Source organism: Marinobacter sp. NFXS9 (assembly GCF_040148665.1).
Classification (GTDB): domain Bacteria; phylum Pseudomonadota; class Gammaproteobacteria; order Pseudomonadales; family Oleiphilaceae; genus Marinobacter_A; species Marinobacter_A mangrovi.
Genome location: NZ_JAGDDW010000010.1, coordinates 1 through 22,066, shown reverse-complemented (window position 1 = coordinate 22,066; position 22,066 = coordinate 1). Strand labels below are relative to the sequence as shown.

Sequence of the window (22,066 nt, the reverse complement as noted above, 5' to 3'; positions counted from 1 at the left end):
CAAAATTAAGGGACGCAAGTGTAAGCCTGCGCCCCTGGTCAGTCAAGAAGACTGCTTCCTTTTTGACCAACCGCCGGTCCGTAGTTTCCGGGACTAGCGGTTAAGCTCCGCACTCAGCGCTTCGACCACGTCTTCAGCCGTTACACCCTGGCTGTCGACGGTGTCGCGCTTGCGACGGCGTTCATTGTGGTAAGCCAGACCGGTACCTGCCGGAATCAGGCGGCCCACAACAACGTTCTCTTTCAGGCCACGCAGGTAATCCCGCTTGCCGGTGACGGCCCCTTCGGTCAATACGCGCGTCGTTTCCTGGAACGATGCGGCTGAGATGAAGGAGTCGGTCGCCAGCGAGGCCTTGGTGATACCCAGCAGCAAACGCTCGAACTTGGCCGGCTCTTTGTCCTCGGCGTCCATCTTCTCGTTTGCTTCCACCACCAGGTGATACTCGACGTTATCACCGGAGATGAATCCGGTATCGCCCGGATCCGTGATCTCGACCTTGCGCAGCATCTGGCGAACAATCACCTCGATGTGCTTGTCGTTGATCACAACACCCTGCAGACGGTAAACGTCCTGGATCTCGTTGGTGATGTACTTGGCCAGTTCCACCACACCCAGCAGGCGCAGGATATCGTGCGGGTTGGACGGACCATCCGCGATGACCTCACCCTTCTCAACGGTTTCACCTTCGAACACGTTGAGCTGGCGATACTTCGGAATCAGCACTTCATACGGATCACCGTCTTTCGGCGTGATCACCAGACGCTTCTTGCCTTTGGTTTCCTTACCGAAGGACACGGTGCCGGAAATTTCCGCCAGGATAGACGGCTCTTTCGGACGACGCGCCTCGAACAGGTCGGCAACCCGCGGCAGACCACCGGTGATGTCCCGGGTCTTCGAGCTCTCCTGCGGGATACGGGCAACCACGTCACCAATCTCGACCTTGCCGCCGTTGCTCAGGGTCACCAGAGCATTGGCCGGCAGGAAGTACTGCGCCGGACTACCGCCAGGCAACTCGATCTCCTCGCCCTTGTCGTCAACGACCTGGACCATCGGGCGGATATCTTTACCCGCGGCAGGACGCTCTTTCGGGTCGATCACCTGAACGGTGGACAGACCGGTCATTTCATCCGTTTGCGTGCGAACGGTGATGCCCTGGTCCATACCTACGAACTTGGCGGTACCGTTGCCTTCCGCGATGATCGGGTGCGTATGCGGATCCCACTTGGCCACAACGGCGCCGGCTTCGACCACATCGCCCTGCTTCACGGACAACATCGCACCGTAAGGCAGCTTGTACCACTCGCGCTCACGACCCTGCTCGTCGGCAATCGCCAGAGCGGAGGAGCGGGACACAACCACCAGCGTGCCGTCGGCTTTCTCGATGGACTTCAGGTTGTGCAGGCGGACCGTGCCACCGTGCTTGACCTGGATGTTGTCCACCGCAGACGCCCGGCTGGCCGCACCACCGATGTGGAATGTCCGCATGGTCAGCTGGGTACCCGGCTCACCGATGGACTGGGCCGCGATAACACCGACGGCCTCACCCACGTTGACCTGATGACCACGGGCCAGATCGCGGCCGTAACACATCGAGCACACGCCGTGCTTGGTGTCACAGGTGATGGCGGAGCGCACCCAGATTTCATCGACACCGGCCTTCTCGACCATCTCGATGGTTTTCTCGTCCAGCAGCGTACCTTCCGGAACCACCGCGTTTTCCTTGTCGGTCGGCGTGAACACGTCACGCGCCGTGACACGACCCAGGACACGATCGCCCAGCGGTACAACCACGTCGCCACCCTCGATGTGCGGCGTCATCAGCAGACCTTCATCGGTACCGCAATCGTTCTCGGTCACGACCAGGTCCTGTGACACGTCAACCAGACGACGGGTCAGGTAACCGGAGTTCGCGGTCTTCAGAGCGGTATCCGCCAGACCCTTACGAGCACCGTGGGTCGAGATGAAGTACTGCAGTACGTTCAGACCTTCACGGAAGTTCGCGGTAATCGGCGTCTCGATGATGGAGCCATCCGGCTTGGCCATCAGACCCCGCATACCGGCCAACTGACGGATCTGGGCGGCGGAACCCCGCGCACCGGAATCAGCCATCATGTAGACCGAGTTAAAGGATTCCTGATACTCCGGCTCACCGTCTTCGCCCATGACCTGCTTGCCGTCGGCGTCGAACACCTCCTCTTTGGAGAGGCGCTCCATCATCGCCTTGGACACCTTGTCGTTGGCACGGGACCAGATATCGATGACCTTGTTGTACTTCTCACCCTGTGTCAGCAGACCGGAGGCATACTGGGATTCGATCTCCAGAACCTCGTCTTCGGCCGCACTGATCATCTCGTATTTTTCGGGCGGAATTTCAAAGTCGTTCACACCAATCGAGGTGCCGGACACCGTCGCGTAATGGAAACCGGTGTACATCAGCTGATCGGCGAAGATGACAGATTCCTTCAGACCCACGGTGCGGTAGCACACGTTGATCAGGTTGGAGATCGCCTTCTTGACCATCGGCTTGTTGACGATTTCAAACGGCATGCCGTCCGGCACGATGTCGAACAGCAGCGCACGGCCGACGGTGGTGTCGACAATGTTGTAGCTTTCATTCAGCTCGCCGCTTTCTTCGTCACGGACCACTTCCTTGACCCGGACCTTGATTTTCGCCTGCAGGTCGACCTTGCCGGCACCGTAAGCGCGATGCACTTCCTTGGTATCGGCAAAGGTACGGCCTTCGCCCAGAGCGGTCTTGCGCTCACGGGTCATGTAATACAGGCCCAGTACAACGTCCTGTGACGGCACGATGATCGGCTCGCCGTTGGCCGGCGACAGCACGTTGTTGGTGGACATCATCAGCGCACGGGCTTCGAGCTGGGCTTCCAGGGTCAGCGGTACGTGGACCGCCATCTGGTCACCGTCGAAGTCGGCGTTGTACGCCGCACACACCAGCGGGTGCAGCTGGATGGCCTTGCCTTCGATCAGGACCGGCTCGAACGCCTGGATACCCAGACGGTGCAGGGTCGGCGCCCGGTTCAGCAGGATCGGGTGCTCACGGATCACCTCGTCCAGGATATCCCAGACCACCGCTTCTTCGCGCTCGACCATTTTCTTGGCGGCCTTGATAGTGGTCGCCAGTCCACGGTGCTCGAGCTTCGCAAAGATAAACGGCTTGAACAGTTCCAGGCCCATCTTCTTCGGCAGACCGCACTGATGCAGGCGCAGGTACGGACCGACCACGATGACGGAACGGCCGGAGTAGTCGACCCGCTTACCCAGCAGGTTCTGACGGAAGCGGCCCTGCTTACCCTTGATCATGTCAGCCAGGGACTTCAGCGGGCGCTTGTTGGTGCCGGTAATGGCACGGCCGCGACGGCCGTTGTCCAGCAGCGCATCCACCGCTTCCTGCAGCATCCGCTTCTCGTTACGCACGATGATGTCCGGTGCGTTGAGCTCCAGCAGGCGCTTGAGACGGTTGTTCCGGTTGATGACGCGACGATACAGATCGTTCAGATCGGAGGTTGCGAAACGGCCACCATCCAGCGGCACCAGCGGACGCAGGTCCGGCGGCAGGACCGGCAGAACGGTCATGATCATGTCGCCCGGACGGTTGCCGGAATACAGGAACGCTTCGAGCAGCTTCAGGCGCTTGCTCAGCTTCTTGATCTTGGTTTCGGAATTGGTCTGCGGAATTTCTTCACGCAGCTGATCCACTTCCGCCTGCAGGTCGATGTCTTCCAGCAGGGCCTTGACCGCTTCGGCACCCATGCGGGCGTCGAATTCGTCGCCGAACTCTTCCAGAGCTTCGTAGTACTGCTCGTCGTTCAGCAGTTGACCGCGCTCCAGCGTGGTCATGCCCGGATCGATCACAATAAAGGATTCAAAATACAGTACGCGCTCGATGTCGCGCAGCGTCATATCCATCATCAGGCCGATACGGGACGGCAGCGACTTGAGGAACCAGATATGGGCGACCGGGCTGGCCAGCTCGATGTGGCCCATGCGCTCGCGGCGCACGTTGGCCAGTGCGACTTCAACACCGCACTTCTCACAGATAACCCCGCGGTGCTTGAGGCGCTTGTACTTGCCGCACAGACACTCGTAATCCTTGATCGGACCGAAGATCTTGGCGCAGAAAAGACCGTCACGCTCAGGCTTGAACGTACGGTAGTTGATGGTCTCCGGCTTCTTGACCTCGCCGAAGGACCACGAGCGAATCATGTCAGGCGACGCCAGACCAATGCGGATGGCGTCAAATTCCTGCTTCTGGTTCTGGCTCTTGAGAAGATTCAGCAAATCTTTCATCAGTAACAGCTCCGGATGGCGTTAATCTCGGGCGGGCACGTCACCGTGCCCGCTCACGCTGCCAAAAAACAATTCGGCTCAGTCGGATTCCAGCTCGATGTCGATACCCAGCGAGCGGATTTCCTTGACAAGAACGTTAAAGGATTCGGGCATACCCGGCTCCATGCGATGGTCGCCATCGACAATGTTCTTGTACATCTTCGTCCGACCGTTCACGTCGTCAGACTTGACGGTGAGCATTTCCTGCAGCGTGTAAGCTGCGCCATAAGCCTCAAGGGCCCAGACTTCCATCTCACCGAAGCGCTGACCACCGAACTGCGCCTTACCGCCCAGCGGCTGCTGGGTGACAAGGCTGTACGAACCGGTGGAACGGGCGTGCATCTTGTCGTCGATCAGGTGGTTGAGCTTCAGCATGTACATGTAGCCCACGGTCACCGGACGATCAAACTCATCACCTGTACGGCCGTCATAAAGCGTGACCTGGCCGCTGGTGTCCATATCGGCCAGCTCCAGCATGCGCTTCACTTCAGCTTCCTTGGCACCGTCGAAGACGGCGGTCGCCATCGGAACCCCTTCGCGCAGGTTACGCGCCAACTCCATGATCTCGTCGTCAGACAGAGAATCCAGCGGGACCGCAAAGGTCTTGTCGCTGTGGTTGTAGATCGCGTCCAGCAGTTCGCGAATCTCAGCCACCTTCTTCTGCTGCTCGATCATGGCGTTGATCTTGTGGCCCAGGCCTTTGGCGGCCGCACCCAGGTGCGTCTCCAGGACCTGACCGACGTTCATCCGCGACGGAACACCCAGCGGGTTCAGAACCACATCGACCGGATTGCCCTGCTCGTCATAGGGCATGTCTTCCACCGGCATAACGGCGGAGATAACACCCTTGTTACCGTGACGGCCGGCCATCTTGTCACCCGGCTGAATCCGGCGCTTGATCGCCAGGTACACCTTGACGATCTTCAGAACGCCCGGCGCCAGGTCATCACCCTGTTGCAGCTTGCGCTTCTTGTCTTCGAAACGCTCTTCGTGCACCTTGCGGCGATCTTCCAGACCCTGCTCGGATTTCTCGAGCAGTTCGTTCAGAGCCTCATCCTTCATGCGCAGCTTGAACCAGTCGTCCTTCGGCAGCTCGGCCAGGAACGCCTGATCCAGCTTGGCACCCTTCTTCAGACCCGGACCGCTGATCACTTCCTGATCCTTGAGGGCATTGGTCAGACGCTCATAGGTTGCGCCTTCAACAATGCGGTACTCGTCTTTCAGATCCTTGCGGAACTGGTCCAGCTGATCTTTCTCGATGGACAGGGCACGCTGGTCTTTCTCGATACCGTCGCGTGTGAAGACCTGCACGTCAATGACCGTCCCGCGTGTGCCGGTCGGCACTCGAGAGGACGTGTCTTTCACGTCAGACGCCTTCTCACCGAAGATGGCACGCAGCAGCTTTTCCTCCGGTGTCAGCTGGGTTTCGCCTTTCGGCGTCACCTTGCCCACCAGGATATCGCCGGCACCCACTTCAGCACCGATGTAGACGATACCGGACTCGTCCAGCTTGGACAGAGCGCTCTCGCCGACGTTCGGGATATCCGCGGTGATTTCCTCGCTGCCCAGCTTCGTGTCACGGGCCACACAGGTCAGTTCCTGGATGTGGATCGTGGTGAAGCGATCGTCCTGAACAACTTTCTCGGACACCAGAATGGAGTCCTCGAAGTTGTAGCCGTTCCAGGGCATGAACGCGATACGCATGTTCTGACCCAGAGCCAGCTCACCCAGATCGACGGACGGACCGTCGGCCAGGACATCGCCGCGGGCAATCATTTCGCCCTGCTTGACGATGGAACGCTGGTTGATACACGTGTTCTGGTTGGAGCGCGTGTACTTGGTCAGGTTGTAGATGTCCACACCGGCATCACCGGCTTCGGTCTCGTCGTCATTGACCCGGATAACGATACGGGCCGCATCGACACTTTCGACCAGGCCACCACGACGCGCGGTGACACAGACACCGGAATCCTGCGCCACGATGCGCTCGATACCGGTACCCACCAGCGGCTTGTCGGCACGCAGGGTCGGCACCGCCTGACGCTGCATGTTCGCCCCCATCAGGGCCCGGTTCGCGTCATCGTGCTCCAGGAACGGGATCAGCGATGCCGCCACGGACACAACCTGGCGCGGAGACACGTCCATAAAGCGGACATTTTCCGGCGGCGTCACAGTGAATTCGTTCTGGTGGCGCACGGTCACCAGCTCGTCGACCAGCTTGCCGTTCTCATCGGTCGCCGCACTGGCCTGAGCGATGACGTAGTTGCTTTCCTCGATCGCGGACAGATACTGGATCTCGTCCGTGACCATGCCATCGACCACCTTCCGGTACGGAGACTCCAGGAAACCGTAGGAATTGGTGCGGGCATAGGTAGCCAGCGAGTTGATCAGACCGATGTTCGGGCCTTCCGGCGTTTCGATCGGGCAGACACGACCGTAGTGGGTCGGGTGTACGTCCCGCACTTCGAAGCCGGCACGTTCACGGGTCAGACCACCGGGACCCAGAGCCGACACACGACGCTTGTGCGTGACCTCGGACAGCGGGTTGTTCTGGTCCATGAACTGGGACAGCTGGCTGGAACCGAAGAACTCTTTAACGGCTGCAGCGACCGGCTTGGCGTTAATCAGATCCTGCGGCATCAGGCCTTCGCTTTCGGCCAGGCTCAGACGCTCGCGTACCGCGCGCTCAACCCGGACCAGCCCCACACGGAACTGGTTCTCGGCCATCTCACCGACGGAACGGATACGACGGTTCCCCAGGTTATCGATGTCATCGACATTGCCCTGGCCGTTACGAATGGCGATCAGGGTCTTCAGAACGTCGATAATGTCGTCGTTCGTCAGGGTTCCCGGACCCGTGGATTCTTCGCGACCCAGACGACGATTCAGCTTCATGCGGCCGACCGCAGACAGGTCATAACGCTCTTCCGAGAAGAAGAGGTTGTTGAACAGGTTTTCAGCCGACTCCTTGGTGGGCGGCTCACCCGGGCGCATCATGCGATAGATCTCGACCAGCGCTTCCAGCGGGTTGCGGGTCGGATCGTTGCGCAGGGTGTCGGACATGAACGGACCGCAGTCCAGATCATTGGTGTAGAGTGTCTCAAGTTCCTTGATGCCGGCCTTGAGCAGCTTCTCTACGGATTCCTCGGTCAGCTCGGAGTTACACTCCAGAATCAGCTCACCGGTGGATTCATCAACCATGTCACGGGCGGTGACGCGGCCGTAAAGATATTCAGTCGGAACTTCCAGCTCGCTGATACCCGCTTTTTCCAGCTGACGGATATGGCGTGCGGTGACACGACGGCCTTCCTCGACGATGACCGTGCCGTCCGGATCCTTGATGTCGAACGTCGCGATATCACCACGCAGGCGGCTCGGCACCAGCTCCAGCATGCAGAACTCTTCACCCAGACGGAACTTGCTGGTGTCGAAGAACATTTCCAGCATCTGCTCGGAGGTGAAATTCAGGGCACGCAACAGAATCGTGGCCGGCAGCTTACGACGACGGTCGATACGGACAAAGACGCTGTCCTTGGGATCGAACTCGAAGTCCAGCCAGGAACCACGGTAAGGAATCACCCGGGCTGAGTACAACAGCTTCCCGGAAGAATGGGTCTTGCCCTTGTCGTGATCGAAGAAGACACCCGGTGAACGGTGCAGCTGGGATACGATTACCCGCTCGGTACCGTTAACAACAAAGGTACCGTTCTCCGTCATCAGGGGCATTTCGCCCATGTAGACTTCCTGTTCCTTGATGTCCTTGATCGCCTTATTGGACGACTCTTTGTCGTAGATAATAAGACGAACCTTCACCCGCAGCGGTGCAGCATAGGTCACGCCCCGCAGCTGACATTCCTTGACATCAAATACCGGCTCGCCAATGCGGTAGCTCACGTATTCGAGCGCCGCGTTGCCCGAGTAACTGACAATCGGGAATACGGATTTGAAGGCGGCGTGCAAACCAGTTTCCTGGCGCGCATCCGAAGCCGCTTCCATTTGAAGGAAGTCCCTGTAAGAATCGAGCTGAATAGACAGCAAATAGGGGACATCCATCACGGAAGGCAATTTACTAAAATCTTTGCGGATCCGCTTTTTCTCAGTGTAGGAGTAAGTCATCTGCATTCCCCAGCTTTAGACCTGATACCTGGTATCAAGAAGCAACCATTTACCTGCTTCGGGGCCGAATTGCTCGGCTAACTGCGCCGTCTTGAACAAGACTCGGGCTGTAGGTTATAGCATATACAACAGAAAAAGGCCGGTGGCTCTTGCCACCAGCCATTTTCATGCCTAAGGCACGTATGCGGTCAACAGCCAGCCCTTACTTGAGCTCAACTGAAGCGCCTGCTTCCTCAAGCTTCTTCTTGGCTTCTTCAGCGTCGTCCTTGGAAGCAGCTTCCTTAACGGTGGACGGAGCACTGTCGACCATTTCTTTCGCTTCTTTCAGGCCCAGGCCTGTCAGTTCACGAACGGCCTTGATGACGTTAACTTTCTTCTCACCGGCACCGGTCAGAACAACGTCAAATTCAGTCTGCTCTTCAGCAGCTGCGGCTTCGCCACCAGCAGCAGCCGGCGCAGCGGCAACAGCAGCAGCGGCAGAAACGCCGAACTTCTCTTCCATCGCTTCAACCAGCGCAACAACATCCATTACGCTCATTTCGGCGATTGCATTCAAAATGTCTTCGTTAGACAGAGCCATGACTTTCTCCCAATGTTAAAAAAATCGTATTCAACAGAATCAAGCAGCGTCTTGCTTCTGGTCGCGAACTGCCGCAACAGCACGGGTAACCTTCGACGGGAATTCGTTGAGGGTCCGTGCCAGTTTGGTGATCGGTGCCTGAGTAACGGCGGCCAGCATGGACAGCGCTTCGTGACGCGTCGGCAGCTTGGCCAGGCGATCGATCTGGTCTGCGCCCATCAGCTCACCGCCGACGGCCAAACCTTTAATCTCGAACACCTCTTTCTCTTTGGCAAAATCCTTCAGCAGCCGCGCGGCCGCACCCGGATCTTCCATGGAGAATGCCAGAATGGTCGGACCAACCAGAGCTTCCCGGATGCACTCGAACTCGGTACCTTCAATCGCACGCTTCGCCAGGTTGTTACGAACAACCTTCAGGCGAACCTGCTCGGCACGAGCCTTGGCACGCAGGGCCGTCATATCACCAGAGGTGATACCACGGTAGTCAGCCAGGACCACAGACAGAGCACCACCGGCAGTCTCGTTGACTTCAGCGACGATCGCCTTCTTGTCTTCGAGTCGAATTGCCACTGGTTTTCTCCTTGATTTCGCTGGCAAATGCCAGCAAACCCATCTCAGCCCCTCGCGACACCAGACATTGAAGAAAAGCCTTCTCAATCCGGTGCCATTCAGGGCGCCATACGGTGTTTGGGTTCAGAGAACGTCTTCACACCGTCTGCGCAGGCGTTGCTTTAACCCTTGTCCGCCTTGTGGCGGTCGGGGGCCTGCGGTCTTTGACAGCCTTGGCTTCCGCCTAGACTACAAAGTTTCTACCGATCAGATGTTCAGAGCGCTCTGATCGATAGTCAGGCCCGGCCCCATGGTGGAGGACAGTGTGACCTTCTTCAGGTACACGCCCTTCGCCGATGAGGGCTTGGCCTTTTTCAGATCTGCCAGCAGCGCCTCAAGGTTTTCCTTGATGGATGCAGCAGAGAACTCAACATTACCCAGCGGAGCATGGATAATGCCGTTCTTGTCAGTACGGTAGCGCACCTGACCGGCCTTGGCGTTTTTGACCGCAGTCTCAACGTCAGGCGTTACGGTGCCTACTTTCGGGTTCGGCATCAGGCCGCGCGGGCCCAGGATCTGACCGAGCTGACCGACAACACGCATGGCGTCCGGCGTTGCGATGACAACGTCAAAATCCATGTTGCCTTTTTTGACTTCTTCAGCCAGATCGTCCATGCCCACAATGTCCGCACCCGCGGCTGTTGCCTTCTCGGCATTGGCGCCCTGGGTGAACACAGCGACACGAACCGATTTGCCGGTGCCGTGCGGCAGGACCGTCGAGCTACGAACCACCTGGTCGGATTTACGTGCGTCAACGCCCAGGTTGACGGACACATCGATCGATTCCTTGAACTTGACGGAACCGCCCAGCTCGACCAGCAGGGATACAGCGTCATCCACGGAATAAGCGCGCGTGGACTCAACCTTTTCACGAATCAGCTTTTGACGTTTGCTCAGCTTCGCCATATCACAGGCCCTCCACGTTCAGACCCATGCTACGCGCGGTACCCGCAATCGTGCGGACCGCAGCGTCCATGTCGGCAGCCGTCAGATCCGGCTCCTTGGTCTTTGCAATTTCCTCGAGCTGCTCACGGGTCACGGTACCGACTTTGTCGGTGTTCGGACGAGCCGAGCCACTCTTCAGACCAGCAGCCTTCTTCAGCAGAACGGAAGCCGGCGGAGTCTTGGTGATAAAGGTAAAGCTACGGTCACTGTATACAGTGATAACAACCGGCGTCGGCAGACCCGGCTCAATACCCTGGGTCTGCGCGTTGAACGCCTTACAGAATTCCATGATATTGACACCGTGCTGACCCAGCGCGGGGCCGACGGGCGGACTCGGGTTGGCCTGACCGGCAGCAACCTGAAGCTTGATATACGCTTCAATCTTCTTTGCCATGATTTACTCCTAATGGGTCCAAACGCCTTTCGGCTCCCCTTTCTCAGACACAAAAAGCCCGCGTCACTGTTGTGCGCGAGCTTTCCGCTAAATTCTGCGAGTTAGTCTTTTTCGACCTGACCAAACTCCAACTCGACCGGCGTCGAGCGACCAAAAATAAGGACCGCGACTTTAACACGACTCTTGTCGTAGTCAACCTCTTCAACAACACCATTGAAGTCGGCAAACGGCCCTTCAATGACGCGCACAATCTCACCCGGCTCAAACAGCGTCTTCGGCTTCGGCTTATCGACGCCACTCTCGACGCGCCGCAAGATCGCCTCGGCCTCTTTTTCGGTAATTGGCGCGGGCTTATCCTTAGTACCACCGATAAAGCCAAGAACGCGAGGCGTATTTTTCACCATATGCCACGTCTCATCGTCCATTTCCATCTGGACAAGTACGTAGCCCGGGTAAAACTTACGCTCACTCTTGCGCTTCTTGCCATCCCGCATTTCGACCACCTCTTCGGTCGGAACCAGGATCTCACCAAATTTCTCTTCCAGGCCATTCAGGGCAACACGCTCAAGGAGAGTGCGCATTACGTGCTTCTCAAAGCCTGAGTAAGCGTGCACGACGTACCAGCGCTTAGCCATTGCCTCTCTCCTGTTACCCAATTACCCCGGAGACCAGCCAACTGATCAACGAGTCCATAATCCACAAAAGGAGCGCGACCACCAGAACAAACGCCACCACGATAAACGTGGTCTGCACCAGCTCGGGGCGTGTCGGCCATACGACCTTACGGATCTCGACGCGCGCCTCTTTAAGAAGCATCGCAAAGCGACGACCACGCTCAGTCTGCAGCGCGACGAAGGCAGCAACCAGCGCCAAGGCCACAAGACCCAGCACGCGGTATAGGAGCGACTCCGCCCCAAAATACAGGTTGCCAACAACACCGGCGGCAATTAAGACAAAAACAACCAGCCACTTCAGAACATCGAAGCGGCTAGTTGCTTGCTGTGCTTTAGACTCCATAGGAATCAGCTTTTGTATCCCAAGGATTGAAAATGGCAGGCCAGGAGGGAATCGAACCCCCAACCTGCGGTTTTGGAGACCGCTGCTCTGCCAATTGAGCTACTGGCCTGCACCGAAACTTGCCTGGTGCTTATTCAATAATCTTGGCTACAACACCCGCGCCAACGGTACGACCACCTTCGCGGATCGCGAAGCGCAGACCTTCTTCCATGGCGATCGGGGCAATCAGAGTGGCAACCAGCTTGACGTTGTCACCCGGCATAACCATCTCAACACCTTCCGGCAGCTCACACGCACCCGTTACGTCGGTGGTACGGAAGTAGAACTGCGGACGGTAGCCTTTGAAGAACGGTGTATGACGACCACCTTCTTCTTTGCTCAGCACGTAAACTTCGGATTCGAACTTGGTGTGCGGGGTAATGGAACCCGGCACCGCCAGGACCTGACCACGCTCAACGTCGTCACGCTTGGTACCACGCAGCAGAACACCAACGTTCTCACCCGCGCGACCTTCGTCCAGCAGCTTACGGAACATCTCAACACCGGTACAGGTGGTCTTGGTGGTGTCGCGGATACCCACGATTTCCACTTCGTCACCCACCTTGATGATGCCACGTTCAACACGACCGGTCACAACGGTACCACGACCAGAGATGGAGAAGACGTCCTCGATCGGCATCAGGAACGGCTGATCGATCGCACGCTCCGGCTCAGGGATGTACTCGTCCAGGGCCTCAACCAGCTTCTTGACAGCGGTCGTACCCATTTCGTTGTCATCCTTGCCTTCCAGCGCCATCAGCGCGGAACCGGTGATGATCGGCGTGTCGTCGCCCGGGAAGTCGTACTGGCTCAGCAGGTCACGCACTTCCATTTCAACCAGTTCCAGCAGCTCTTCGTCATCAACCATGTCCGCTTTGTTCAGGAACACAACGATAAACGGAACGCCGACCTGACGGGACAGCAGGATGTGCTCACGCGTCTGCGGCATCGGGCCGTCAGCCGCGGAACAAACCAGGATCGCGCCGTCCATCTGCGCCGCACCTGTGATCATGTTCTTCACGTAGTCGGCGTGACCCGGGCAGTCAACGTGTGCGTAGTGACGCGTCGGGGAATCGTACTCAACGTGAGACGTCGCGATGGTAATACCACGCGCCTTCTCTTCCGGTGCGTTATCGATCTGGTCGAAAGCACTTGCAGTACCAGTACCCCAAACCTCGTGACACACACGAGTCAGGGCTGCAGTCAGCGTGGTTTTACCATGGTCAACGTGGCCAATCGTGCCCACGTTCACGTGCGGTTTATTACGCTCAAATTTTTCTTTAGACATTCGACCAATCTCCCTAATCAACTCTTCGCTAGCAACGTTGACCGGACAAATAATGGAGCTCATGACCGGAATTGAACCGGTGACCTCATCCTTACCAAGGATGTGCTCTACCGACTGAGCTACATGAGCACACAACTTAACTTGCCAAATCTGGAGCGGGCAGCGGGAATCGAACCCGCGTCATCAGCTTGGAAGGCTGAGGTAATAGCCACTATACGATGCCCGCGAGCAATTAAGTGGTGGAGGGGGCAGGATTCGAACCTGCGAAGCTTTCGCGTCAGATTTACAGTCTGATCCCTTTGGCCACTCGGGAACCCCTCCAGATCTGTGCTTGCCCGCACAGACTGAAAACTTAAAAGTGGAGCTGGCGGACGGAATCGAACCCCCGACCTGCTGATTACAAGTCAGCTGCTCTACCAACTGAGCTACGCCAGCCCACATTCGCCTCATCAGCGAGGCCGGTATACTACGGATTTTTATCGGGTGATGCAACACCTTCACAGGCAGCTTTTTCAACCGACGGCAAATCACCGGGCACCCGCTTCGCGTCGCTCAAAAGCCGATCAAAATCAGCCTTTGAGGCGACCGCAAAAACGAGGGCGTAGCTTATCTGATTCCGGTCGGTGTTGACCAGTACGGTTTCAATATTTCTTGATTGGAATCGAGCATTTAGATCCTCGGCGAGCTTTTGCGACTCAAACAGGCCAAGGGAGATGGCGTTGCGGTAGGCCCCTTCAGTCACCAGGAAGCTGTCGACACCTGCACGCTGCAATTCTTCAAGCCGCTTCAGGGCGTCTTCGCGCGAGGGGAATGGCGGAATCAGGACCCAGTGATAAGGAGGACGCTCGTCTTCGACTTTCTCGATAGCGACCGTTTGCAACGTGACGCTGATGGATCGCAGGAGATGCTCAGCCGCCGCTTGCGACTGGAATCCCGTCATCCGGCCACAGATCCGCTTCCGGGAACCGCGCGGCGGCGCCGGGTCATTGTGCTCGTTGGCCAGGGGTGATTCCGGGGACTGGGAAGAGGCGGGCTCTGGCTCGCGGGGTTTCGGGGCGTCATTTAACTTGAGGTCTGCCACCCGTGGAAGTCGCCCCTCGCCACCCGCCGGCGCCTGCTTGCCCGGCGGCGACCAATTGATGGCCGCAATACCCAGCACTATATTGAGCACAACCAGCAACGTTACCGCCCACTTCATACGGACGCCTCAGAACCGGCTACGATCTCAAGGCCGTCCAACACGAGGGACGGCCGCCACTGCCCCTTCAGCCCCAACCGGATCAAATCCTCACCGTCGCCTCCCGTGACGAAGGTGTCTTCGTAGCGATAGGTGTCCCGCATAGCCTCAATCCGGTCGATGACTGACGACCAGAGCCAGCTTAAACCGTTGCGAACGCAGGCATCCGTACTCTGCCCCGGGGCGGTATCGAGTGAGAGAGACTGGCCGAAAAACACCCTTGCGGTTTTGTCTTCGAGGGACTCCCGCATTAGCCGGTGGCCCGGAAGAATATAGCCCCCGAGGTGATATCCATGGGCATCGAGCAGATCAAGCGTCAGCGCACTGCCGGCGTCGACGACCAGCAAAGGCTTGCGCGAGTGCGCCCAGGCGCCGATCAACGCATGCCAGCGATCAGCGCCCATGGTTTGCGGGCGCTCATAGGCACATCGTACCCCGCACTGCTCCGTACGAGTCCAATAGAAATCCGGAGCCACGCCAAATCGCGCCAGCAACTCTTGTTGGAGCGTCTGGCGGGCACTTTCCGAGATGACGGTCGAGACCGAAACCCGCTCGACCGTGCCAGGACCAATGCCAGTGAAAAGATCCCGATCCCCGAGCGCGCCGACGCCCTCGACAGCAGCGCTGCCGGACTGCGTGGCTCGCCATTTGAGTCGAGTGTTGCCGACATCGATCAACAGATGAGTCATAGCTGGCGCCGTATACTGATTTCGCCGGCGCGCAGCGTCTTCTCGCCGTCGCCGGTTTCCAGTCGATAGGCGCCGGTGTGATCGATACCGGCGCCGATACCCTCATCGCCATCCGGCTCTGTCCGCAGCGCCTGTCCATAAAGCGCATCCAGCGACTGCCACTGATCCCGTAGCGCATCAAAGCCATTCCGTTCGAATACATCAAGCACGGAAAGGGTTTCGTTAATCACCTCGGCAATCACCTCGTTGCGAACCCAGGTTACCCGGGGTTCAGCACGATCCAGGGAAATCCAGGGCTGATCCACCACCCGCTCGCTGTCGCTCATATGGACGTTGATCCCAATACCGATAATGACCCGGGCGGCGCCTTCCAGCTCACCCTGGAGCTCAATCAGGATACCGGCCAGCTTGCGGGCATCGACCAGGACGTCGTTCGGCCACTTCAGCCGAGCCCGGCCCAGCCCCAACTTGTCCAGCGCTCGCACGACCGCAACCCCGACCACCAGACTCAAGCCTTCCAACGCGGCAAAGCCGCCCTGCAGCCGCAATGCCAGGCTCAAATAGACATTCTCCCCCGGCGGGCTCGACCAGGCCCGGCCGCGGCGCCCCCGCCCCTGCTCCTGGCGGTCAGCCACACAGGCACGAACCGTCTTATCAGGCCGCTCCTGACCCTGCATCAGATAAGCATTGGTGGAATCGATCGTATCAAACACGTCGAGATGAAGTACGTCCCGGACGGCTGTCGGCAAGCGGCTTGCAATCACGTCACCGTCCAGCAGGTCGATGGTGTCGGTCAATCGGTATCCCTTGCCACGCAGCCGCTCAACAGAGACGCCGTCGTCCATCAGTCGATTGAGCTGCTTCCAGACGGCCGTCCGACTGACTCCCAGGGTCTGGGCCAGATCCTCGCCTGAATGCCACTCCCCGTCAGAGAGGATCGACAACAGTGCTTTCTCTTTTTTCATGGGAGTACGACTCGCGTGCCGGGAGACTGGATATGGCCCGGATTAAACAACAGCTGGGCGGAAAAGACAAAACGGGCGACCGAACGTCACCCGCCAGTTTACTGGATGGGCGTTGCGGTGAGGTTGGCCTTGATGTCCATATTCTGCAGCTTGACACCGTAAATGGCGGTTGCCGCACCGCCGGTGGGATGTACAAGGTCGATATTGTTGACGGAGAGCTCCTTGAAGCGGGAGTGGGCTTGTACCGCAAAGCCGAGCGGTCGATCTGCCTTTTCTGTCTCCGTTGGCGAAGCAACATAGCGATAGCCGGCGGCCGTAGAATCATCCATTATTTTCTCGTCGCCCCGATTGCCGACCACGCCATTCGCATCGGCACCATCGCCCTTTTTAACCACCTTGGTGCGATAGATATCCACGGACAAGTCTGTTTGAATGCCGAAGGTATTATCTTCGACACCATCGCCATCCAGGTCTTCGCCGTCGCTGGTGTAGATATCATTGAGCACCAGCTGTGTCCCGGTTCCATTTTCAGGGCCATCGGCGCCCTGATGACGGTTGGTCTCCCAGATAAAGGCGTTGCGCTTGGTGTCGCTCACGGCGCGGGCGAAAACCTGCTTCAGGCCGACGGTGACGCCTTCATCACCGCGCATCTCCCACATTCCTCCCGACGCCGCGCAGCTGCTGGCATCGGCTCCGGAGCCACCCACACAGACATTACCAGCACCGCCCGGGCTGATGGTCATGCTGCTGCCTTTCTCGTAATTCTGGACCACAAAGCGCCCAAAGCTGCCACCGTCGGTCTTATCCCCAACCCGCAGATTGCCGATGTCCATGGTGCCCCAGGCTTCGCCCTTGATGATGGCCAAACCGTCATCAGTGACATCCACCGTCATGTCACGCACATGGCTGTCGTAGTTCAGTTCGGTGGCCCACAATCCCTTCTGAGACACTTCGCCGCTGCCTTCGTCATAGGGGGCAGCGACCAGCGCGGCACGACCGTTGGTGATCTGGATGTCCGAGTTAATGGTCAGCCCTTCACCCGAAGCCCCGCCGGCGCCCAGCGTGATCTGGCCATCAATCTCGAAATCGTAGGACGGGAACACGCCCAGGGCGAGCAGCAGTTCAGTCCCCCCCTGAAGCGGCGCATCGTTGTCGCCAACCCGTAGGCCGTTGATCCGATAACCGCCCTTGACGCCTTCAAAGCCAATCCGCAGGCCATCGTAGAACTGGGTTCCGTTCCGCATCTCGTTGCGGGTCACGTCGACGGTGAGGTCACCCTGCCCCCAGGACTGGAGCCCACTGAACACCACCCGGTTGCCATCTTCCGTGTATGCCACGTTGGCGTTGGCCAGGCTCCATTGCGCCGCCAGTCTCAGCCCCTGGTTGCCGGCATCAGCATTGCCTCCGCCCTGCAGATACACCGCGTTAGTGTATGCTTGACCGTTAATGGTCTGGTCTGCGAACAGGTAATCCAGGTTGATCTGCCCAAGGTTCTTACCGTTACCACCCAACTGAACCCGCTGGATATCCAGATTGCCGCTGATGCTGTCGACGGTCAGCGCCAGGGATTGCCGTCCCTGCCAATCCGGGGCGACATCGAGGCGCAAATTATTGATGGTGCTGGCCCCGGTCATGCCCAGCAGTGCGATCGAATTGCCATCGTCACTGTAAATAAAGTTGGCACTATTAATGGTGGTGCTGCCGTCAATCCGGATCCCTTCATCACCAAATCGGCCGCCGGCCGTGATACGAGTCTCGCTGGACAGATCAAAGTCGCCACTGAGGGAACCATAGCTGGGCAGGAGCTCACCACTGGTGACGTCGCGGCTGACACCATGATTGAGAGGGTTATTACTGTAGCGGATGGCATCGACGCTGTATGAACCGGTCACCGAGGGCGAAGCGAGCACCAGCGTTGATCCATCGACATCCAGCGTCATGCCCGGCGCGCTCACGTCCATGCTGATGCCGTCGAGAAACACTTCGTTGCCATTGGTCCGATAACCCAGGCGACCGTTGGTCATCTGGTAGTTCACATCATAGGTGTAGCCGGCGCTGCCGAGGGCTCCGCCCGGCGATAGCCTCAGGTTGCCATCAAGATCATGGTCAAAGAAGACGCCCCCCATACTGGCGGAAGGGTTGTCATCCAGGTGGACATCCGTGAATTCGATGCGACGGTCCTGGACCAGAAAGTCCAGGTTCAGGCTGGCGTCTGCCAGGATATCAATCTTGTAGATCTGATGCGCTCGGGCATTGGGATCCGAGGCCGCACCGATACGGAAACCGTCCAGGTGGATACCGCTGCCGTCATCGAAGTAGGAAATGCTGTTTGCGGTGGCCGCCAGATCCAGCTCCATGGTAATCCCCGACTGCCCGCTGATTCCGGCCATATCGGAATCATCCAGGCTTTGCAGATCAGCCTGGACCAAGGGGCTCAACGGCACCAGCAGGGCGAGAAGCGGCACTTTAACCAAGAAGCTGGAGGATGATGTCATGGCTGCTCTCATCACGGATTACCAGTGGGGAAGACGAGCAGGTTTCCTTCCAGGACCACATCCCCCTGCATCTCAACTGAAAAGATGTCGGTCTGCTGAAAGCCCGGGTCTGTTGGGCGCGCCGTACTGCTGGTCGCCAGCTTGAAGGTCACTGAATCATAGCGAACGATATTGGGGAGACCGATTTCCAACACATCCCGATTGAACAGCGCGCCATCACCGCCAAAGCCGGAGTCGATCTTGCGCACCCGCAGTGTCAGGCCTTCGAATGAAAACTTGCCACGGATGTCATCCAGGACCATCCAGCCGCCGCCCTCTTTCAGCTGATAGGCCAGTCGAGCACCGCAACGCTTACTCGCGTCTGAGCAGCTTCCAAAATAGGTATTCTGGATCGGGCCACCGTCTTCATTAATGCTGATGTCGCCAGACAGGTAGATCCCGCCCTGCCCGGAGATGTCGGACAACGTGCTGTCATCGAGCCGGTTCAGGTCCGCCCATGCCGGAGAAACCAGACCGGCCATCACCCCCACCAAGGCCACGGCAGCCATACGCGACAGACGGTTCATTCGATACTCGCTCATTGGGCCAGGTCCTTGGTCTCTATCTTGAGGTGCTGGATCAGCATCCCCTCGATGCGGCCGGACCCGAAGTCACGGTCACCCACCGACAGGTTGCCGATGGTGAGGTTGCTCCGGTAATCCGGGTTCGTGTAGTAGTCCTCGTAGAAATCCCAGGTCGCAGCATCACTGCTGTCCCGCAGACCGTCGTTGCCAATGGTGCCAGCACCGGGCTGCTCGATAGCCGCCACTTCCAGCACGAAATTGCCGGTGCCATCCACATCGAAATACACGGGCTGAAGGGAATTGCCCAACGCCAGCTCCAGGGCGAAGTTCTGCATCACGATGCGGGAGCCACACACCGCCGTCTCCTGATCGCAGGCGTTGATCGACAGTTCCGGTGTGTAGAAGTTGAGCTTGAACTGCCCCACCATTTGCTTGCGCTCGTTGTCACCCCACAGGCGGATGTAGCTGCCGTCGATAACCGCACTTTGCGCGTGAATATTGATATTGGCGGTATCCTGGTCGCCCACGGTGAGGTTGAGCTGAAGACCAATGTCCGGGCGCTCGCCCTGCGGCAGGTCCGCGCTCGCCGGGCGGCTGGCACAAGTCCCTGACCCGGCCGTTGCCGATGCGCTCATGCAGTCATAACCCTGGGAGGCGTCCACCATATGCGGCGCGGCGAATTGCAGGACGGCCTTGTCCTGCACGCCGATATCGTTGCCGTCGACCACATCGATCGAATAAGGATTGACCAGACGTCCCAGATTGACCGGCGTCAGGGTCTCGCCGTAGTTGCTGCCGGCGCCGGAGATATAAAGCTTGTTGACGACGATCTCCACATCCTCGCCCTGGGAATTCTTGATGCCACCGATACGAAATATCTGACCATTTTCGACGTCAGTGCCATGAGCAAACTTGAAATCTTCCAGAACCAGACCTATGCCGGCGCCGTTCACTTTGGACAGCTCGCTTTCAGACAGGCTCTGCATTTCTGCACAGGCCAGCCCCGGCATCGAGACAGCCAGCAGTGTAGCGAGTTTTGTCATCAGCCATTTACGGTTCAAGCGATTCTCTCCATGGCCGGGTGGACTAGAACAACCCGACACCCCGGTCTATGTATTCCCGGCGCTGACCTTCAATCCCCGACAACGCCTCTTCCAGGTTTACGGTGACGGCACCATTCGGGATATTGAAAAACGCGCCCGCCGTCGCCTTGATAAATTCCTCCGGCGAAGGATCTGATTTGGCCACATCCGCCAGATATTCGAGATCTTTGGTCTGGAACGAGATAAAGGCACCATCGGAAGGACCGGTGATGGTCCGCTCGCCGTTGACCTCCTCAATCTCGCCCACTGGCATACTGTTGTAGATTCCCAGATCGAAGCAGGCCTGGATGCCGAGCACCTCACATTGCTGGGCAACCACCACCACGTCACACCCTCCAAACAACGAACAGTTCTCGGTATACAGTTCGGAGCTCAGCGTGGGCGAAATAATGTCGATCAGTCCGGCAACCAGATAGTTGACGTCCTCGAGGACAAACTTTTCCCCGTTCGGGACGCCGATGTATTCAGACCGTATCGGATCCAGGGCACCGTAATTGTCTCGATCCGGGTCCCCCTGGACCAGCTTGGCTTTTGTCTTCAGAGGGCTGCTGCCCGCCAGGACCGGCGTCAGGAAACCCACCATCTGATCAAACAGGTTGCCGTTGGAGTCGGCCGTGCTCAGCCCCTCCCCGCGATCCAGGATGTCGATATTGATATTGCCGGTCAGCTGCTGGATAGCGCCCGACAAAATGCCCTGTGACTTACCAAAACCGAACCGAAAGCCGACGATCTCTTCGCTGGATTCATCGTAGGCAAACTCAAGATAGGGATTGGAAATCTTGAAAGGCACGATTTCACCATCCTGGTAAGCACTACCATCATCCTTGAGCTCACGTGCGGCATCCGGGTTCCGCTCGTAGTAGGAGGAATCATAGATGTAGCCGAGCGAAAAATTGTTGATCAGGACGTCTGACGACCCTTCTACTTCCCCAGCTCGTTCGTATCGCCCCAGCTCGAACGTGTCGGCATTGGTCTGGATTTCGATATCCATACCAAGATTGACTCGCGTATAGGACGTGTCGTTGTCGACTGACGGGTTTTGTTGCCGGTCAACGGAGATAAAGGCCTGACCGGTGACCTCGGACATGGCTTCATCGCTGATCGGCTTCAACTCCGCATGCACCGTAACCGCACTCATTAAAAGGAGCGGCACGACCCAGATCTGCTTGTACATACTGACATCTCATCCCTCGGCGTCTTGTTATTGTCAGGCGCCGGAAAAATCGTGTGATAAGCATGAGTGTCTCTGAATTGTCTTATTATTTTTTGACTAGTTCTTGAGCAATGGTAGTGGAAATTAGAAGGAGCCACTGTGCGCGGCGTCATAGAATGGAAATTTCAGGGGATTGTCTGACAATGGTTTTCGGGAGCTGGATGGATGAGGGATGACTGGCGGATTTTGAGTGCTTTCGAGATTCGTTGTTAGCCGGGGCGGATTTTGGTCCGGCAGGTGCGAGACCCTGGCGGGGTCTGCTAAGGGCCAGTAGTGGCCGCCCTCAGGTCGGCGCCGCAGGTCACTTTTGTAGAGCCAATAAAAAACCCCAACACGTTGCCGTGCTGGGGTTTCGGATTTAGGAGCCTGACGATGACCTACTCTCGCATGGGCAGATGCCACACTACCATCGGCGCTGGTTCGTTTCACTGCTGAGTTCGGGATGGGATCAGGTGGTTCCGAACCG

General features: G+C 58.0%; 16 protein-coding genes, 5 tRNA genes and 1 rRNA gene. All 22 read right to left on the bottom strand.

Annotation, left to right across the window (positions count from 1 at the left end):
• Positions 1-93: 93 nt before the first annotated feature.
• On the bottom strand, positions 94-4,308 hold the full coding sequence (rpoC, locus tag J3364_RS15295; RefSeq protein WP_349559167.1) for a DNA-directed RNA polymerase subunit beta': 4,215 nt from the start codon (positions 4,306-4,308) through the stop codon (positions 94-96).
• 78 nt (positions 4,309-4,386) lie between these two features.
• Complete coding sequence (rpoB, locus tag J3364_RS15290; RefSeq protein WP_349559166.1) at positions 4,387-8,463, bottom strand: DNA-directed RNA polymerase subunit beta; 4,077 nt, start codon at positions 8,461-8,463, stop codon at positions 4,387-4,389.
• A 202-nt stretch (positions 8,464-8,665) separates the two neighbouring features.
• A complete protein-coding gene (rplL, locus tag J3364_RS15285) occupies positions 8,666-9,043 on the bottom strand; it encodes a 50S ribosomal protein L7/L12 (protein WP_123634094.1) in 378 nt (125 codons plus the stop codon).
• Positions 9,044-9,082: 39 nt separating this feature from the next.
• A complete protein-coding gene (rplJ, locus tag J3364_RS15280; protein ID WP_123634093.1) occupies positions 9,083-9,613 on the bottom strand; it encodes a 50S ribosomal protein L10 in 531 nt (176 codons plus the stop codon).
• A 246-nt stretch (positions 9,614-9,859) separates the two neighbouring features.
• The gene (gene rplA / locus J3364_RS15275; protein ID WP_349559165.1) at positions 9,860-10,558 is read right to left on the bottom strand and encodes a 50S ribosomal protein L1; all 699 of its coding nucleotides are present in this window, start codon (positions 10,556-10,558) and stop codon (positions 9,860-9,862) included.
• A 1-nt stretch (position 10,559) separates the two neighbouring features.
• Positions 10,560-10,991 (bottom strand): 50S ribosomal protein L11, encoded by a 432-nt coding sequence (gene rplK / locus J3364_RS15270; protein ID WP_123634091.1) that lies wholly within the window; start codon positions 10,989-10,991, stop codon positions 10,560-10,562.
• A 101-nt stretch (positions 10,992-11,092) separates the two neighbouring features.
• Positions 11,093-11,626: a transcription termination/antitermination protein NusG gene (nusG, locus tag J3364_RS15265; protein ID WP_123634090.1), complete on the bottom strand. Its 534-nt coding sequence runs from the start codon at positions 11,624-11,626 to the stop codon at positions 11,093-11,095.
• Between the two features lie 13 nt (positions 11,627-11,639).
• Complete coding sequence (gene secE, locus J3364_RS15260) at positions 11,640-12,008, bottom strand: preprotein translocase subunit SecE (protein ID WP_203143797.1); 369 nt, start codon at positions 12,006-12,008, stop codon at positions 11,640-11,642.
• A gap of 33 nt (positions 12,009-12,041) precedes the next feature.
• Positions 12,042-12,117: transfer RNA gene (locus tag J3364_RS15255), tRNA-Trp, on the bottom strand.
• A gap of 21 nt (positions 12,118-12,138) precedes the next feature.
• Positions 12,139-13,335, bottom strand: a complete 1,197-nt coding sequence (tuf, locus tag J3364_RS15250; RefSeq protein WP_123634088.1) for an elongation factor Tu — start codon at positions 13,333-13,335, stop codon at positions 12,139-12,141.
• A 53-nt stretch (positions 13,336-13,388) separates the two neighbouring features.
• A tRNA-Thr gene (locus tag J3364_RS15245) sits at positions 13,389-13,464 on the bottom strand.
• Positions 13,465-13,486: 22 nt separating this feature from the next.
• Positions 13,487-13,561, bottom strand: a tRNA-Gly gene (locus tag J3364_RS15240).
• Positions 13,562-13,572: 11 nt separating this feature from the next.
• Positions 13,573-13,656: transfer RNA gene (locus J3364_RS15235), tRNA-Tyr, on the bottom strand.
• A 38-nt stretch (positions 13,657-13,694) separates the two neighbouring features.
• A tRNA-Thr gene (locus tag J3364_RS15230) sits at positions 13,695-13,770 on the bottom strand.
• Between the two features lie 31 nt (positions 13,771-13,801).
• Entirely contained in the window at positions 13,802-14,533 is a 732-nt protein-coding gene (locus tag J3364_RS15225) for an SPOR domain-containing protein (protein WP_349559164.1), read from the bottom strand.
• Positions 14,530-15,261 (bottom strand): type III pantothenate kinase, encoded by a 732-nt coding sequence (locus J3364_RS15220; RefSeq protein ID WP_349559163.1) that lies wholly within the window; start codon positions 15,259-15,261, stop codon positions 14,530-14,532. The genes J3364_RS15225 and J3364_RS15220 overlap by 4 nt, the downstream gene beginning before the upstream one ends.
• Positions 15,258-16,226, bottom strand: a complete 969-nt coding sequence (locus J3364_RS15215) for a biotin--[acetyl-CoA-carboxylase] ligase (RefSeq protein WP_349559162.1) — start codon at positions 16,224-16,226, stop codon at positions 15,258-15,260. Before J3364_RS15215 ends, J3364_RS15220 begins: the two co-directional genes overlap by 4 nt.
• Before the next feature lie 98 nt (positions 16,227-16,324).
• Complete coding sequence (locus J3364_RS15210; protein WP_349559161.1) at positions 16,325-18,721, bottom strand: DUF6160 family protein; 2,397 nt, start codon at positions 18,719-18,721, stop codon at positions 16,325-16,327.
• 11 nt (positions 18,722-18,732) lie between these two features.
• Complete coding sequence (locus J3364_RS15205; protein WP_349559253.1) at positions 18,733-19,242, bottom strand: hypothetical protein; 510 nt, start codon at positions 19,240-19,242, stop codon at positions 18,733-18,735.
• A gap of 56 nt (positions 19,243-19,298) precedes the next feature.
• A complete protein-coding gene (locus J3364_RS15200) occupies positions 19,299-20,345 on the bottom strand; it encodes a hypothetical protein (RefSeq protein ID WP_349559160.1) in 1,047 nt (348 codons plus the stop codon).
• Positions 20,346-20,370: 25 nt separating this feature from the next.
• Positions 20,371-21,561, bottom strand: coding sequence for a DUF6160 family protein (locus tag J3364_RS15195; RefSeq protein WP_349559159.1), 1,191 nt, complete (start codon positions 21,559-21,561; stop codon positions 20,371-20,373).
• A gap of 403 nt (positions 21,562-21,964) precedes the next feature.
• Positions 21,965-22,066: ribosomal RNA gene (gene rrf / locus J3364_RS15190) — 5S ribosomal RNA — on the bottom strand; the annotation flags it as partial.